Annotated in this window: 18 protein-coding genes; 10 read left to right on the forward strand and 8 right to left on the reverse strand. The window is 58.0% G+C overall.

Translation table 11 applies throughout. The annotated features are described in order from the left end of the window. The first annotated feature begins 78 nt into the window (after positions 1–78). The 6 genes from yidC (at position 79) to CSR02_RS06780 (ending at position 6,268) form a co-directional block, all read left to right on the forward strand. Positions 79–1,824: a membrane protein insertase YidC gene (gene yidC, locus CSR02_RS06755; RefSeq protein WP_099541011.1), complete on the forward strand. Its 1,746-nt coding sequence runs from the start codon at positions 79–81 to the stop codon at positions 1,822–1,824. Next, complete coding sequence (yihA, locus tag CSR02_RS06760; RefSeq protein WP_099541012.1) at positions 1,821–2,504, forward strand: ribosome biogenesis GTP-binding protein YihA/YsxC; 684 nt, start codon at positions 1,821–1,823, stop codon at positions 2,502–2,504. The genes yidC and yihA overlap by 4 nt, the downstream gene beginning before the upstream one ends. A gap of 31 nt (positions 2,505–2,535) precedes the next feature. Then, on the forward strand, positions 2,536–3,453 hold the full coding sequence (gene argB, locus CSR02_RS06765; protein ID WP_099541129.1) for an acetylglutamate kinase: 918 nt from the start codon (positions 2,536–2,538) through the stop codon (positions 3,451–3,453). A gap of 134 nt (positions 3,454–3,587) precedes the next feature. After that, complete coding sequence (gene dapD, locus CSR02_RS06770; protein WP_003622584.1) at positions 3,588–4,436, forward strand: 2,3,4,5-tetrahydropyridine-2,6-dicarboxylate N-succinyltransferase; 849 nt, start codon at positions 3,588–3,590, stop codon at positions 4,434–4,436. Positions 4,437–4,472: 36 nt separating this feature from the next. Further along, positions 4,473–5,648, forward strand: coding sequence for a succinyl-diaminopimelate desuccinylase (gene dapE, locus CSR02_RS06775; protein WP_099541013.1), 1,176 nt, complete (start codon positions 4,473–4,475; stop codon positions 5,646–5,648). Further along, positions 5,645–6,268: a hypothetical protein gene (locus CSR02_RS06780; RefSeq protein WP_099541014.1), complete on the forward strand. Its 624-nt coding sequence runs from the start codon at positions 5,645–5,647 to the stop codon at positions 6,266–6,268. The genes dapE and CSR02_RS06780 overlap by 4 nt, the downstream gene beginning before the upstream one ends. A 24-nt stretch (positions 6,269–6,292) precedes the next feature. On the opposite strand, the gene truA is transcribed toward CSR02_RS06780, so the two are convergent. The 3 genes from truA to def are packed head-to-tail and all read right to left on the reverse strand — an operon-like array spanning position 6,293 to position 8,596. After that, positions 6,293–7,081 (reverse strand): tRNA pseudouridine(38-40) synthase TruA, encoded by a 789-nt coding sequence (gene truA / locus CSR02_RS06785; protein ID WP_099541015.1) that lies wholly within the window; start codon positions 7,079–7,081, stop codon positions 6,293–6,295. After that, positions 7,078–8,016 (reverse strand): methionyl-tRNA formyltransferase, encoded by a 939-nt coding sequence (gene fmt / locus CSR02_RS06790; protein WP_099541016.1) that lies wholly within the window; start codon positions 8,014–8,016, stop codon positions 7,078–7,080. Before fmt ends, truA begins: the two co-directional genes overlap by 4 nt. 19 nt (positions 8,017–8,035) lie before the next feature. Further along, positions 8,036–8,596, reverse strand: a complete 561-nt coding sequence (def, locus tag CSR02_RS06795; protein WP_099541017.1) for a peptide deformylase — start codon at positions 8,594–8,596, stop codon at positions 8,036–8,038. Between the two features lie 238 nt (positions 8,597–8,834). Here def and CSR02_RS06805 point away from each other — a divergent pair, with 238 nt between their 5' ends. After that, positions 8,835–9,344, forward strand: a complete 510-nt coding sequence (locus tag CSR02_RS06805; protein ID WP_042788623.1) for an Hsp20 family protein — start codon at positions 8,835–8,837, stop codon at positions 9,342–9,344. A gap of 18 nt (positions 9,345–9,362) precedes the next feature. Beyond that, the gene (locus CSR02_RS06810; RefSeq protein WP_042788622.1) at positions 9,363–9,629 is read left to right on the forward strand and encodes a hypothetical protein; all 267 of its coding nucleotides are present in this window, start codon (positions 9,363–9,365) and stop codon (positions 9,627–9,629) included. Between the two features lie 93 nt (positions 9,630–9,722). Here CSR02_RS06810 and hpf read toward each other — a convergent pair whose 3' ends face one another. Next, positions 9,723–10,343, reverse strand: a complete 621-nt coding sequence (gene hpf, locus CSR02_RS06815) for a ribosome hibernation-promoting factor, HPF/YfiA family (protein WP_042788620.1) — start codon at positions 10,341–10,343, stop codon at positions 9,723–9,725. A gap of 353 nt (positions 10,344–10,696) precedes the next feature. Between hpf and CSR02_RS06820 the strand changes: the two genes are divergently transcribed. Further along, positions 10,697–10,999: a hypothetical protein gene (locus CSR02_RS06820; protein WP_099541018.1), complete on the forward strand. Its 303-nt coding sequence runs from the start codon at positions 10,697–10,699 to the stop codon at positions 10,997–10,999. A gap of 30 nt (positions 11,000–11,029) precedes the next feature. Then, on the forward strand, positions 11,030–11,869 hold the full coding sequence (locus tag CSR02_RS06825; protein ID WP_099541019.1) for an MOSC domain-containing protein: 840 nt from the start codon (positions 11,030–11,032) through the stop codon (positions 11,867–11,869). On the opposite strand, the gene lptB is transcribed toward CSR02_RS06825, so the two are convergent. From lptB to CSR02_RS06845, 4 genes are read right to left on the reverse strand one after another with little or no spacing between them, the layout of a single operon-like run. Next, positions 11,866–12,693 carry an LPS export ABC transporter ATP-binding protein gene (gene lptB / locus CSR02_RS06830; RefSeq protein WP_042788616.1) on the reverse strand — a complete coding sequence of 276 codons (828 nt, stop codon included), beginning with the start codon at positions 12,691–12,693 and terminating at the stop codon, positions 11,866–11,868. The two genes, CSR02_RS06825 and lptB, sit on opposite strands and share 4 nt — an antisense overlap. Before the next feature lie 2 nt (positions 12,694–12,695). Then, a complete protein-coding gene (locus CSR02_RS06835; RefSeq protein ID WP_099541020.1) occupies positions 12,696–13,772 on the reverse strand; it encodes an LptA/OstA family protein in 1,077 nt (358 codons plus the stop codon). A 1-nt stretch (position 13,773) separates the two neighbouring features. Beyond that, entirely contained in the window at positions 13,774–14,511 is a 738-nt protein-coding gene (gene lptC / locus CSR02_RS06840; RefSeq protein ID WP_099541021.1) for an LPS export ABC transporter periplasmic protein LptC, read from the reverse strand. Then, the gene (locus CSR02_RS06845; protein ID WP_099541022.1) at positions 14,508–15,521 is read right to left on the reverse strand and encodes a KpsF/GutQ family sugar-phosphate isomerase; all 1,014 of its coding nucleotides are present in this window, start codon (positions 15,519–15,521) and stop codon (positions 14,508–14,510) included. The genes lptC and CSR02_RS06845 overlap by 4 nt, the downstream gene beginning before the upstream one ends. Between the last annotated feature and the right edge of the window lie 11 nt (positions 15,522–15,532).

The raw sequence follows: 15,532 nt of genomic DNA on the forward strand, positions 1-15,532 counted from the left end.
CCGTTTAAGACTCCGGGTTTTTTACGGGTGTTAAGTTTTCCAATTTGATATGTGCAGGGGGCCGCAAGGCCGGAGCTTATGGATTCAAAACGTCTGATACTGGCAACATTGATGTCAGCTCTGGTACTTATCGGGTATGATTACTTTTTCCCGCAGCACCAGCCTGTGCCACCGCCGCAGCCGGGCGTGCATGCCGTAGCGCCGCCTGCATCTTCTGATGCTGCTGCCCCGGCTGAAAACGCGCAGGCCCAAGCCACGCCCCCCGTGCAGGATGGCCCCGAAACCCGTGTGGCCATTAACGCCCCTGCCGTGCAGGGCACGCTAAACCTGCGTGGCGCACGGCTGGATGATCTGGTGCTCAAGCATTATCGGGAAACCGTAAAGCCAGACAGTCCGGATGTGCGTGTTCTTAATTCTGCGTCCACCCATGCAGATTATGTAGATTTCGGCTGGCGTGCCCCTTCCGATGTGTCCGTGCGTCTGCCAGATGCCAACACGTTGTGGAAAGCCTCTGGCACCCAGATGGATGCCGAACACCCGCTTACCCTTTCATGGGATAACGGGCAGGGGCTGACCTTTGATATCCGCCTGTCGGTGGATCAGAACTACATGTTCACCATCAGCCAGCAGGTGCATAACAGCACCGGGCAGGCTGTGGCGCTGTATCCCTTCTACCGTGTGAACCGTGGCTACACGCCGGAAGAAACCGGCGGCATGCTGGTGCATGAAGGCCCGATCTCGGTGATTGATGGCCGCCTGAACGAAGGCTCCTACAAAACGGTGCGCACCGGTGGCGTACCGCCAGACAACATTGCATGGAGCCATCAGGGCACCGGCGGTTGGGCTGGTATTACAGACAAATACTGGCTGATGGCCGTGCTGCCAGACCAGAATGCCAACGTGATTGGCACCTATGGTTTTCAGGCGGCTCAGGGCGCGTATCAGGTTGGCTTTACGGCTACGGCACCTGTGCAGGTGGCTGCGGGGCAGACAGCCTCTACCGAGGCCCACGTATTTGCGGGCGCCAAGGAAGTACGCCTGCTTGAGCAGTATGAAAAAGACCTGCACGTGCCCATGTTCTGGAAAGCAGTGGACTTTGGCTGGCTTTCCTTCCTTACCCGTCCCGTGTTCTTTGTGCTGGATTGGCTGAACGAACATCTGGGTAGCTTTGGTCTGGCTCTGCTTACGTTCACCGTGATTGTGAAGGTGGCCTTCCTGCCGCTCACCATCAAGCAGATGCGTATGACATGGAAAACAGCGCGCCTGAAGCCGCAGGTGGACCTGATCCGCTCCCGCCTGAAGGATGACCCGATGGCCATGCAGCAGCAGATCATGGCGCTGTATCGGCAGGAAAACGTTAATCTTTTCGGGGGCTTTCTGCCGCTGCTTATACAGGCGCCTGTGTTCTGGTGCCTGTATAAGGATCTGTATGTCACCATCGAAATGCGGCACGCACCGTTTGTGGGCTGGGTGAAGGATCTTTCTGCGCCAGACCCCACCAACCTGTTCAACCTGTTTGGTCTTATTCCGTTTGATCCCACGCACATCACGCCGTTTCTGGCGCTGGGGGCTTGGCCGATCATGTATGGGGCCACGCTGTTCCTGATGCAGAAGGTAAGCTCCAGCTCTGCCAACATGGACCCATCACAGCAGAAGGTGATGATGTTCATTCCGCTGCTATTCACGTTCTTCATGGCGCGGCAGCCGGTCGGGCTGGTGATCTACTACTGCTGGAGCAACATCCTTACGGCTGTGCAGCAGGTTATCATCATCTCCCGCCTGAAAGCGGCAGATGCCAAACCCCAACTGGTTAAGCCCAAATGACAGATGATGCCGCATCCTCTTTCCGAGAACTAAAGGATGAAGCCCGTATTGCCGCCGCCCTGGAAGAGGGGCGGCGGCTTTTTGCGGGTTCATGCGAATTTGTGTTTGGCGCGCAAAAGCTGGGGCAACTGCCGCCGCAAACCCTGCCGGAAATTGCGTTTGCCGGGCGTTCCAATGTGGGCAAGTCCAGCTTGGTGAACGCGCTTACGGGCCGCAAAACGCTGGCGCGGGCCTCTTCCGAGCCGGGGCGCACCAAGCAGCTTAACTTCTTCAATCTGGCAGACCGGCTGATGCTGGTGGATATGCCGGGTTATGGCTACGCAAAGGCTGCCAAATCCGTAAAGGAAGACTGGCAGGATATGATGTTTGATTATCTGCGCGGTCGGCCAAGTTTGCAGCGTGTTGTGCTGCTGCTTGATGCGCGGGTGGAAATGAAGGCGCATGATCTGGAAGTGATGGACCTGCTGGATAAGGCAGCTGTCAGCTTTCAGGTGGTGCTGACCAAATGCGATAGCGTTAAACCCGGCCCGCTGGCACGCAAGCAGGCAGAAGTTGAAGCGGAAATTCGCCGCCACCCTGCGGCTTTTCCCTACCTGTCCTTAACAAGCAGCCAGACAGGTGAAGGTATTGAGGGCTTGCGGGCGGAGCTGGCAGAATTTGCCCTGCCCAGGGCGCCCTGATCTGAGTGATGACAAGCAGGAAGTGCAGAGCATGACAGAACCACGGGTTCCTTCTTCCCATTCCCATCATGATGCGGCGCAGGAAGCCGCCATTCTGGCCGGAGCCCTGCCGTATCTGCGCCGCTATGCGGGGGATACCATTGTGGTCAAGTATGGTGGCCACGCCATGGGTAATGCAGATCTGGCCAAAACTTTTGGGCGGGATATTGCGCTGCTCAAGCTGGTGGGTATCAACCCGGTTGTGGTGCATGGCGGCGGCCCGCAGATTAACCAGATGCTCAAGCGGCTGGAAATTCCCTCCACCTTTGTGGATGGCCTGCGTGTAACAGATGCCAATATGGTGGATGTTATCGAGATGGTTCTGGCTGGTTCCGTGAACAAGGAAGTGGCGGAGCTTATCAGCCGTGAAGGCGCGTTGGCCGTTGGTATTTCCGGCAAGGACGGTAAAATGATTACCGCCCGCAAGCTGCAACGCACGGTGCGGGATACGGAAAGCCAGATTGAACGCGTGCTGGATCTGGGCTTTGTGGGCGAACCCGTAAAGGTGGACCCGCGCGTGATTTATGCGCTTTCTGGCTCTGGTCTTATTCCGGTTATTGCGCCGGTAGGCTTTGGGGAAGATGGTGCCACCTACAACATCAATGCCGATACGGCTGCCGGTGCCGTGGCTGGTGCGGTGCATGCCACACGCCTGCTGATGCTGACAGACGTGCCCGGCGTGCTGGATGCCGATGGCAAGCTGATACCTGAACTCACAGCCGCGCAGGCCATGCAGGCTATTGAGGATGGTGTGATTACCGGCGGTATGATCCCCAAGGTGGAAACCTGCATTCAGGCCGTGCAGGCCGGTGCGCGTGCAGCCGTTATTATTGATGGCCGTATGCCCCATGCCTGCTTGCTGGAACTGTTTACGGCATCTGGCTCCGGCACCATGATCCGGGCGGAATAACGCCCGGTTGCCTGCCATTTTCCGGGGTGCCATGCGTTGACACGCCGCGTGTGTGTCCGCATGGTCGCTCTGTATTTTTCTGCCGGGGCTGTGGTGCAGGCCCGGTGTTTGTCCATCCTGTCTGACGGTGTGTTATGACCAACGAAACCTTGCGCGCGCATATTGAAGCCCTGTGGGAAAAGCGGGACCAGATTTCCTCCGCTACAACGGGGGAAGACCGCAAAGCCATTGAAACGGCTCTGGAAGCTCTGGATTCTGGCGCGCTGCGTGTGGCCGAACCCAAGGAAGATGGCTGGCAGGTGAATGAATGGCTGAAAAAAGCTGTTCTGCTTTCCTTCCGTCTGAACGATAGCGTGGCCATTCCCGGTGGCGCAGCTGGTGCTCCGGCTTATGATAAAGTGCCGCTGAAGTTTGCTGGCTGGGATCAGGCCCGTTTTGATAAGGCTGGCTTCCGCGTGGTGCCGGGCGCTGTTGTGCGCCGCTCTGCCTTTATTGCTCCTGGTGCTGTGCTGATGCCCAGCTTTGTAAACGTGGGCGCCCGCGTAGATAGCGGCACCATGGTGGATACATGGGCCACTGTTGGCAGCTGTGCCCAGATTGGCAAGAACTGCCATATCAGCGGTGGCGCAGGCATTGGTGGTGTTCTGGAGCCGTTGCAGGCTGCCCCGGTGATTATTGAAGACAACTGCTTCATCGGCGCACGTTCCGAAGTGGCAGAAGGCGTGATTGTGGAACGTGGCTCCGTGCTGTCCATGGGTGTGTTCCTTGGCGCTTCCACCAAGATTGTGGACCGTGCAACGGGGGAAATCTACATGGGCCGTGTTCCGGCCTATTCCGTTGTTGTGCCGGGCACCATGCCGTCTTCCAAGCCGGTTGGGCCGGATGGTCGCCCCAACCCGGCTCTGGCTTGCGCCGTGATTGTGAAGCGGGTGGACGAACGCACACGTTCCAAAACCTCCATTAACGATCTGCTGCGTGACTGATCAGGCAGACTAAAAGCAAAAAAGAGGCAGAAAAGCATGGCGGACGCAGCGCAGGTGAATATTCCGGCCAATCTGGCACTGACAGATCCGGTTGGAGTGGCGCAGGCGCTTATCCGTCTGCCTTCTGTCTCGCCAGATCCCGGTGCATCACAGCATCTGCTTGCAGCCATGCTGGAGCACTTGGGGTTTGAGGTCACGCATCTTCCGTTTGGTGAGGGTGCGGAGCGCACGCCCAATTTCTTTGCCCGCTTGGGCACGGGCAGCCCCCATATCTGCTACGCGGGCCATACCGATGTGGTGCCGCCGGGGAACGAGGCCGATTGGTCTCACCCCCCTTATGCGGCGGATATTGTAGATGGCGTGCTGTATGGCCGTGGCGCGTGTGACATGAAGGGCGGTATTGCGGCTTTTGTATCTGCCGTAGCGCGGCATGTGGCGGCTGGGCCGGGTAAAGGCTCCATCAGTTTTCTGATCACCGGGGATGAAGAAGGCCCTGCCACCTATGGCACGGTAAAGGTGCTGGAATGGATGGCGCAGCACAATCAGATTCCGGATTACTGTCTGGTAGGTGAACCCACTAACCCCAAGGTGTTGGGAGAAATGGTGAAGGTTGGCCGCCGTGGCAGCTTAAACGCGCATATTGTGGTGGAAGGTACGCAGGGCCATGTGGCTTACCCCCACCGGGCAGATAACCCGGTGCATCGCCTGCTGGCGGTGCTGGAAGCTTTGCGCGCCACACCGCTGGATAACGGCACCGAGTATTTTGAACCCTCCAGCCTTCAGGTTACCAGTGTGGATGTAGGCAATGGAGCTACAAACGTTATTCCCGCACGGGCCGAAGCACGGCTGAATATTCGGTTTAATGATTTGCACACAGGCACGGCGTTAAAAGGCTGGGTGGAAACCATTTGCCGCCAGCATGCTCCGCGTTCACGCGTGGAAATCAAGATTAGTGGCGAATCTTTCCTTACGTCCCCCACGCAGGAAACCACCGCCCTTGTTGAGGCCATTAAGCAGGTTACGGGCCGCACGCCCAAGCTGGATACCGGGGGCGGCACATCGGATGCCCGTTTTATCAGCCGCTATTGTGCGGTTTCTGAATTCGGGCTGGTGGGTGCAAGTATTCATAAAGTTGATGAACACACGGATGTTGCGGATCTGGAAATGCTGACACGGATCTATCAGACTTTTCTGGAAGGAGCGCAGGCATGATTCCCGATACCAGCAAACCCGGTGTCATCCGGCGCACATTGCAGGGCATGCTGCTGCTGGCCAGTGGGCGCAAGGATGGCATGGCGTGTTTTGATGGCACGCTGGATGCCTTTGGCGCGGCCCTTGCGCCGCAGCTGGCATTTTTGGTGGTGGGGCTGTTGCAGGTCTTCCTCCAGAATGACAAGACGATGGCGCTTATCAAGGTTCTGCTTTCCTTGTGCGTCACCTTGCTGCCTGCCGTTGTCTCTCATTTTTACGCCCAGCGTTGGGGGCGTGGCGTGCTGTGGCTGCGCTATATTACAGCCGCCACATGGTGCAACTGGGTGGTGGTGCTGATTTCTCTGGCAGCAACACTGTTGGCGGCCCTGCTGTTTCCCGCCATTGCGCAACAGCCGGGCTTTATGGCCGCGTTGGTGATGACAGCGGCTGTCTATGAACTCTGGCTGCAATGGTTTGTGGCCCGTGTGGGCTTAAACATCAGCGGTGGGCGTGCCTTTGTGTTGTATGCCTCTGTGCTGCTGGCCACGCTGGCGCTGTATGGTCTGGCCGCGCTGTTGCCACCCCATTACAAGGTGCTGACAGATCTGCTTCAGCCCATGATTGTGATGAACAATTCCTGAAGAAAGTTTTGTGCCAGACCCGTTTTAGTCAAACGGGTCTGGGTCATACCCCACGCCGTTCAGGTAAAGCCCCTCTGGCGGGGCGGTAGGGCCTGCGGCGCAGCGGTTACGGGCTTCTAGCGCATCTGCAACGCGTTCTGGCTGCCATGCCCCAATTCCCACCAGTTTAAGTGTACCCACCATGTTCCGCACCTGATGGTGCAAAAAGGAACGGGCCTTGGCAAAAACAATCACCTCATCCCCGTGGCGGGAAACTTCCAGCTGATCCAGCGTGCGCATGGGGCTGTGGGCTTGGCAGGCCACGGCGCGGAAAGACGTGAAATCATGCGAGCCCACCAGAATATTGGCGGCCTCCTGCATTTTTTCTACATCCAGCGTGCTTTTAACGTGCCACACTTGCCCAGCCAGCAAGGTAGGGCGCGAGCGGCGGTTGAGAATACGATACTGGTATGAGCGCCATATGGCAGAAAAACGTGCGCTCCAGTCCGTATCAACCTGCGCGGCATCCAGTACCACCACGTTGTGGGGTTTGAGGTGATAGCTCAGCCCCTCCCGCACAGAATGGCGGGAGAAACGCACATCAGCGGGAAAATCCAGATGCGCCACCTGTGCCAGCGCATGCACGCCGGAATCCGTGCGTCCGGCGGTAATGCTGCTTACGGGGCGGTTGTTGGCCAGCCGTGCAGCAGCCTCTTCCAATAGAGACTGAACGGAAAGGCCGGATTTCTGGCGCTGCCAGCCCACAAGGCCGGTGCCATCGTATTCCAGTTTCACGGCCCAACGCTGAACGGGGGCGAGTTCTTCTTCCATCATGCGGGGTTTTGCTGCTTGGCCCCTAAAACCGTACCAGCGGCCAATGGCTGGCCACGCAAAAAGGCATCGGCATCCATCATGCCGCGTCCTGGTTTTTGCAGGCGGGTGAGCCGCACAGCACCGCTGCCACAGGCAATGGTGAGGGCATCATCCAGCACAGTGCCGGGTTGGGCGGTGTGTTTGCTATCGGGCAGCGGGGTGGCTGCGCCAATTTTCAGCACCGTGCCATCGGGCAGGGTGGTAAAGGTGCCGGGCCACGGGGTGAGCGCGCGAATCTGGCGGTCTATTTCCGTGGCGGTTTTGGTCCAGTCTATGCGTCCATCTTCACGCGTCAGACGCGGGGCGTAGGTAACGCCTTCTTCCGGTTGCGGAGTGGGTGTGGGCATATCGGCCAGCACACGTAGCGCCATATCTGCACCCAAGGCGCTGAGGGCATCGTGCAGGCTGGTGGCGGTTGTGGTGGCGGTAATGGGCACGGCTTCACGCAGCAGCATGGGGCCTGTATCCAGCCCGGCTTCCATCTGCATGATGGTCACGCCGCTTTGCGTATCTCCGGCCAGAATGGCGCTCTGAATGGGGGAGGCACCGCGCCAGCGTGGCAGCAGGCTGGCATGAATGTTCAGGCAGCCAAGGCGTGGGGCATCCAGCATGGCTTGGGGCAGAATAAGCCCATAGGCGGCCACAATGGCGGCATCGGCCTGTAGTGCTGCAAAATCCGCCCATTCGGGCTCATTCTTGCGGAGCGAAAGTGGATGACGCACAAGCAGCCCCAGTTCTTCCGCTGCCTGCTGCACGGGGGAAGCCTGAAGCTTTTTGCCGCGTCCTGCGGGGCGGGGCGGTTGGCAATACACAGCCACAATTTCATGCCCCGCAGCATGGAGCGCACGCAGCGCCGGAACGGAAAAGTCCGGCGTGCCCATAAAGACAAGACGCATGATTGGCGGCCCCTCTGGCTTATTTACGCTTTAGTTCCTTGGCCAGGCGGCGCAGGATCATGTTGCGGCGCAGGGCGGAAAGGTGGTCCACAAACAGCACACCTTCCAGATGGTCTATTTCATGCTGAATGCAGGTGGCCAGCAGACCTTCGGCCTCGCGTTCCATCACATCGCCATTGATGGTGTTCCAGCGTACGCGAATTTTTTCCGGGCGCACCACTTCTGCATACTGGTTGGGCAGGGAGAGACAGCCTTCTTCCCGCGCGGCCATGTCTTCCGTTTCTGCAATCACTTCGGGGTTAATCATCACAATCGGGTCCCGCGCGTCTTTTTCTCCCAGATCCACCAGAAGAAAGCGCTGGCTCAGCCCCACTTGTGGGGCGGCAAGGCCAATGCCGGGAGCCTGATACATGGCCGAGAACATGCTGGGCAGAATCTTGCGAATGTCCGCCACGTCCTCCGGCTTTACCAGCCGCGCCTTCTGGCGCAGCACGGGGTGCGGCGGCGTAAGGATCTGAAGGGGTGCTGCGCCATCCGATGCAGCAGAAAAAGAGATGTCTGTATTGGCTGCGTGTGTCATACTGCGGGATGTAGCGTTCCGCCGCGCCTGATGCCAGAGAAAAACACAGGGAAAATCTGCCTCTGGCCCTAAAACCTGTTGCCTGTGCGCCACAGTGTGTTGTCCAATACCCCCATCTGGCCGGATACAGGCATGGGGGCGGGGTTGCGTGCCAGCGGGCCTATCCCATATCGTGATAAGATCAGATGCCGTAACGGGTCTGATTTTTCTGTCTCGCTCAAGGAAGGAGGAGGCTTGGATGTCTGGAAGACTGTTTGGCTCACCCATGTTTTTAGGGTTTGATCATCTTGAGCAGATGCTCGAACGCGCCAGCAAGGGATCGGGCGATGGATATCCGCCCTATAATATTGAGCAGATTGCCCCCAACGGCCTGCGGATCACATTAGCTGTAGCAGGCTTTAAAATGGATGACTTGCAGATTACGCAGGAAGATAATCAGCTTGTTATTCGTGGCCGGCAGATGGAAGACGGAGAGGAACGTGTTTTTCTGCACCGGGGCATTGCCTCCCGCCAGTTTCAGAAAGCGTTTGTGCTGGCGGAAGGGATAGAAATTGGCGGGGCATGGCTGGATAACGGTCTGTTGCATATAGACCTATTTCGCCCCCAGCCGGAGGTGCGTGTGAAACGCATTGAAATTGTGCAGGGTGGGCAAAAAAATGGCCGCGCATCTGCTGCCGGGGGTGGCAGTGTGCTCAAGGCCCGCTCATCGCGCATGCTGCGCCCAGTGATGGACGTGGATGAAAGCTGACCCAACAAGGAGGACGCCATGAAAAGTTCCATCTACAACGGTAGCGCCCCCGTTATGCCACATGCGGCTGAACGCCCCGCAGATGTTCGCCAGCTTTCAGAAAGCCAGTTCCGCTCCCTTGGGCTGCGCGAAGTTGCCTATACGCGCCCGGCCCTGATGGAAGATGATGAAGTGGGCTGCGCCATTTATGCGGCTGATGGATCTTTGCTGGCCGTAGTGGAAGATATTGAAACCGCATGGGGCGCGATTGTGCAAAATGACATGATTCCCGCCAGTTTGCAGTAAGGGTAGCCAACCTGCGGGCCATTGCGGTTTTACCAGATAGAAAAAAGGATCGGTGGATGACCGATCCTTTTTTTATTGCGTAACGCGTGCGGCTTAGCTTGGGTTTGTATCAATCCAGCCGATATTGCCATCATCCCGCCGGTAAACCAGGCTTACCTGCTTGTTGGCCGCATTGCGGAATAGCAAAAAGGAAATGCCCGCCAGATCAAGCCGCATAACGGCCTCCCCAACACTGAGGACGGGAATATCCGTGGGCTGTTCGGCAATAATGGCGGCAAAGGTTTCTGTATCCGTGCCTTCCGGCTGGGTGGCCAGCACGGGTTTTTCCACACTGGATTCAGAAGGAAGAGGGCTTTCATTAAGGGGTTGCAGCACATAGGTGCGGCCACTTTGTGTGGCGGCCTGCCGTTGTGCGCCACGTGCGTGGGATGTTACGCGGCGGTTATAGCGGCGCAGGCGTTTGGCAATATGCTCTGCGGCATCATCAAAGGCACCATTGGCATCTGCGGCTTCTCCTTCACCGCGCAATACAAGGCCGCTGCCGGTGCGTACATTGATATCGCAGGTAAAAAACGAACGCGCCTTGCTGAAGGTCACCTGTGCTTGCAGGGCTTTGTCAAAGTATCGTTCCGCTAGGTTGCCAAGGTGGGAATTGACCCGGTGCTTGAGGGCATCGGAAAGATCAATCTGTTTACCTGAAACCTGAATATGCATAGAACGTCGTTCCTTGCTGCTAAGTGGCAGAAACTCCAGACCTGAACAAATGCCGGCACCAAATGAGAACCGGTTTTTTGCTTCAGGTTCAACCGGATCGCCTTGTTACGTTACGCCAATTATGTGTAACGCTTCCTTCATATTTGGGCATGGGTGGTGGCGTGTGTCCATGCCTTTCGTTTCAAATATAATGCAGGACAGAACTTCCGGGTTGCATGGCTGTGTAAAAAGCAGAGAGCAGGCTTGCAGTAGGCAAACAGGCATGCCTATCAATAACAGGACATAAAACCATGCTGGTATGGGGCAGCCTGTCTGCCAAAACGATGTTTGTCTGACAGGAGAGTATATTTTTCATGCTGTTGCGTTCTGCCCCCCCTGTTGAAATGCCTAAAATGCCACGTGGGCAGATGGTGCGCGTTAAACTGGGGTGTATGGCCGGGCTGGGCATTTTGTATGGCGCATTTGTGTGGCATTTGGCGCACGAAAAAATAGCTCCGCGGCCTCATCCGGCGGCACGGGTTGCCATCCGGTTTATCAAGGTGCCCATGGTGCTTCCGCCTGCGCCACCATCTGTTGCACCTGCGCTTGTGCAGCCAGATCCGGTTGTGTTTTCGCCCCCAAAACTGGTGCTGCGCCATGCGGGCCAGCGCCGTTAGGGCATGACCTGTATGTAGGGAGTTTGCGGCATGGTGGGCCCAAGCATTGCCAGCATGCATATTTACCCCGTTAAAGGGTTACGCGGGCTTTCTCTCACGCAGGCCAGATTATGGCCTTGGGGGCTGGAGGCAGATCGGCGCTGGATGGTGGCAGATTTGCAGGGCCGGTTTATAACCCAAAGAACGTGCCGGAATATGGCGCTAATTAGCGCTGTGCCTACGCAGGAGGGGCTGGTGTTACGCAAAGCCGATGCATCTGCCTGTTACGTGCATTTTCCCGATACGCATGCGCCTGTGCGCTCTGTAACGGTATGGAAAGATACGGTGCAGGCGCGGGATGCAGGAGAGGATGCGGCGCTGTGGCTGGAGAAGGCTTTGGGGCAACCATGCAGGCTTGTCTGGATGGATACGCCCCGGCAGGCGCGTCTGCGCCATCTGGATGGGGCGGAGGTGCCGGTTTCCTTTGCAGATGGCTACCCGCTACTGGTGGCCAATATGGCATCTTTGGCTGATTTGAACACACGTTTGCCTAAGGGGCAGGCTGTGCCTATGGCGCGGTTTCGGGCCAATATTGTGGTGCAGGATGCACCAGCATGGGCCGAGGATGGCTGGATGCGTATTGGCGTTGGCACGGCCATTTTGCGTATTCTGGCCCCATGTTCGCGCTGTGTGGTGACAACAATTGATCAGACCACAGCAGAAATTCCCAACCCCAAGGAGCCACTGGCCACGTTGGCGGCCTTCCACCGCACGCCCAAAGGGGTGATGTTTGCGCAAAACGCAGTGGTGGAGCAGTCTGGCTTAATAGAGGTGGGGGCCCCTGTGCGTGTATTGGATACCGGGCCATCCAACCTGCTGGCCGAGGGTTAGAGCGAGAAGCTCTCACCCAGATACACGCGGCGCACATCTTCATGGGCCACAATTTCTTCTGGCACACCCTGCATCAGCACCTGCCCGCTGTGCATGATGTAGGCGCGGTCAATCACTTCCAGCGTTTCACGCACGTTATGGTCGGTAATCAGCACGCCAATGCCGCGATCCTTGAGGTGAGACACCAGATCACGAATTTCCCCCACGGCAATGGGGTCAATCCCGGCCAGTGGTTCGTCTAGCAGAATGTAATGGGGCTGGCTGGCCAGTGCACGGGCAATTTCCAGACGGCGGCGTTCCCCCCCTGAAAGGGCGAGGGAAGGCGAGCGGCGCAGATGGCTGATACCAAATTCGCTCAACAGCCCATCCAGCATGACCTGCCGCTGGTCCGGGTCTGGTTCCACCACTTCCAGCGCGGCCAGAATGTTCTGCTCCACATTCAGGCCACGGAAAATACTGGCTTCCTGCGGCAGATAGCCAATGCCCAGCCTTGCGCGCCGGTACATAGGCAACTGCGTAATATCCGCACCATCCAGCGTGATAGAGCCGGTATCAGGCTGCACAAGGCCCACAATCATGTAAAAGCTGGTGGTCTTGCCCGCACCGTTTGGCCCCAGCAGGCCCACGGCTTCCCCCCGATGCACTTCGATGGAAACGTTTTTCACCACCTCGCGCTTTTTGTAGCTTTTGCCAATGCCGCGGGCATACAGGCCGTGGCCGGGGCGATGCGGGGCATGAATATCGGTCGGTTCGGGGCCAAGTTCCACACCCACAACTTCTTCACGCACCGTTTCTTCCGACGTCCAGGTGACTTCCTGATTCATGCTTATTTCCTGTCCGACGTATCGCCGTTATTGGGCACAACCAGCCCGCTTACCCGGCTGCCGGGGCGTTCTGTCATGGTGGCTATGCCTGTGTGCATATTGATAATGGCGGCAGCGCCCTGAATCTGGTTTGGCCCGCGGGTGATATGCACGTTGCCAACAATACGGGCAATGCCGGTATCAGGCACATACACCCCACGTTCCCCCGTTACGATTTCTGTTTGCGTGTGCACCCACACATGGCCAAAGGCGTTTACCTTTTCCAGCTTGCCCGAACCACTGCTGAGCGGATCTGAACTGCTGGTGTTGCTGGCCTGCTGCTGTGGCTGTGCACTCTGATCTGGCGGGGCGCTGTAGCCCACCAGCACATCGGCCCGGATCTGGCGCTGATCATTGGTGGTGACGGTGGCATTGCCGCGCCCGATGGAAATACGCTGTTGCGAGTAATATTCCATCGAATCTCGCGCTGTCAGCACATCCTGCGGGGTGGTCAGCTTCATGGCCTTGCCGGTCATGACAAGTACGGCCTGATCCATGTCATACACGGCTTTATCACCCCAAGCCTGATCGGTCTGGGTGAAGATGTGCACGTGGCCTATGGCTTCAAGCCGGAAAATTTCGTTGGCGCCGGAATCCTGATCATCCCCACCAGCGGCTTTTTGCCCGCCTGCATCAGCGCCACCAGTGGTGGCTGGTGCTGGAGGTGGCTGATCCGTGCTGGCTGGGGGTGTTGCCGGAGCAGTGCCGTTGGCGGCCGGGGTCTGCACGCTTGCCGGTTTTGCACCATCTGCCGCGCCGGGGGTTGGGGCTTTTTTGCGGTAATAGGCAATCAGCTTATCTGCCGTAACCGTAACATCCCCACGGATAGCTTTTGCCTGATCATAGGCCGTGACTTTTTTCTGGTTCTGGTCCCAGTCAAACCCACCAGCGGCGGTAACGGTAATCTGCCCCCCGTGGGACATATCAATGGCCTGTGCCAGTGCTGTGCCGGAAAGGGCCAGCATGGCACATGGCAATGCCGCCATAACGGCAGACGCAACACGCAGAGTAGGGGAAGAGCAGGTAAAAAGGCGGCGCATATCAGGAAGCCTTGCCTTTGGGGGATGAATCACTGTGGCGGTCATCATTCAGGATCAACTGGCCGGGGCCGCGGAACTGGGCAATGCCCTCATGCTGGGCCAGCAGATAGCCCTTGGCATCAAGCGATCCAAAAGGCCCTTCGGCCCGCACCCATGAATCAGAGGCAATAATGCCGCGTTTGACATCAATATCGGCTACGGGGCTGTGCATCATCAGGCCATCATCGCGGTACAGGGTCACTTCTCCGGTCAGATCAAGGATCTGGGCATGCTGCATGTAAACGCCTTTTTGCGATTCAACCAAAAGCCAGCTTCCGCCCTGTGTCAGCAAATCGGCCTTGGGGTGTATCAGATCCATCCGGTTGTCGTTGACCTGATGCGCGCTGTCCGCCGTAATCATAAACGGGCGGTTGTGCTCATCCACCCCGCGATACGTGGCACCTATCAGGTTGCCGCTTTCAATTTTAACCTTGGCCAGTTCCTTAATGGTGGTCTGGTTAGCGCTTAGCAGCCTATCTACCTCCGGCCATACGGCAATGGTGGCCAGCAGCACCAAGGCTGTTGCGGGCAGCACCCATTTGGCCCAGCGCAGCATGGTGCGGCGGCGCGCCAGCTTGGCGGCATCTGGCAGTTTGCGCAACTGGGCAGATGGGGCAAGCCGTTCGCGCTGGCGGCGGATGGTTTCTTCCGACCGGGCAAAGTCGGCCCTTTGTGGGCGTTTGTCTTCCGGGCTGGTCATCCAACCCCGGCTCGGATCAGGTCATGCACATGCACAACGCCTATGGGTTTGCGTTCATCATCCAGCACAAAAAGGGATGTAATGGGCCTTTTGCGCTCGTTCATCAGCCGCAGGGCTTCAGAAGCAAAAATACCCGGCCCTATAGTGAGCGGTGAATCGTTCATGACATCTTTCGCCAACGTGGTCGTCAGGTCGTGATCAAGCGCACGGCGCAGGTCACCATCCGTGATCAGCCCCGCCAAGGTGCCATTCTCACCCAGAATGGCCACGCATCCTAGCGCCTTGTGCGTCATTTCCACAATAACGTCACGCATGGGGGTGTTGGGTGTGGCCAATGGCATGGCGTTATCTGTGCGCATCAGCTCCCGCACGGTGCGCAGGCGCGCGCCTAAGCGGCCGCCGGGGTGGTAGGTGCCAAAATCTGTGGCGGTAAAGCCGCGCTGGCGCAGCAGAGCCACAGCCAGAGCATCACCAAATGCAAGTTGGGTGAGGGTACTGGTGGTGGGGGCCAGCCCCATCGGGCAGGATTCCGGCAAAGATGGCAGGGTAAGTGCCACGGTTGCGGCAGAAGCCAGAGTGGAATGGGCACGGCTGGTTACAGCCAGCAGCGGCAGGCCCGTGCGGCGGGCATGGGCGGCAATGTCTCCCAATTCCGTGGTTTCTCCGGAGTTGGAAAAAGCCAGAACGGCATCCCCTTTCTGCACCATCCCCAGATCACCGTGGGATGCCTCTGCCGGGTGCACAAATATGGCGGGCGTGCCGGTGCTGGCCAGTGTGGCCTGTACCTTGCGCGCAATATGGCCGGATTTACCAATGCCGGTTACAACCACACGCCCTGGCAGCGCCAGAATAATGTCTATGGCCTCGGCAAAGGCGCCGCCCAACCCTACGGGGTTTTCCAGTGCCTCTGCCAGTGCATCCAGCCCCGCACGTTCTGTGCGCACAACGTCTGCCGCCTCTACGCCGGGGGAGGAGGAAGCCTGCGAGCTGATAGGGGTGGACATGTTCATGCCGAGCCGAT

The sequence above is a fragment of the Acetobacter pomorum genome (assembly GCF_002738225.1).
Lineage (GTDB): Bacteria > Pseudomonadota > Alphaproteobacteria > Acetobacterales > Acetobacteraceae > Acetobacter > Acetobacter pomorum.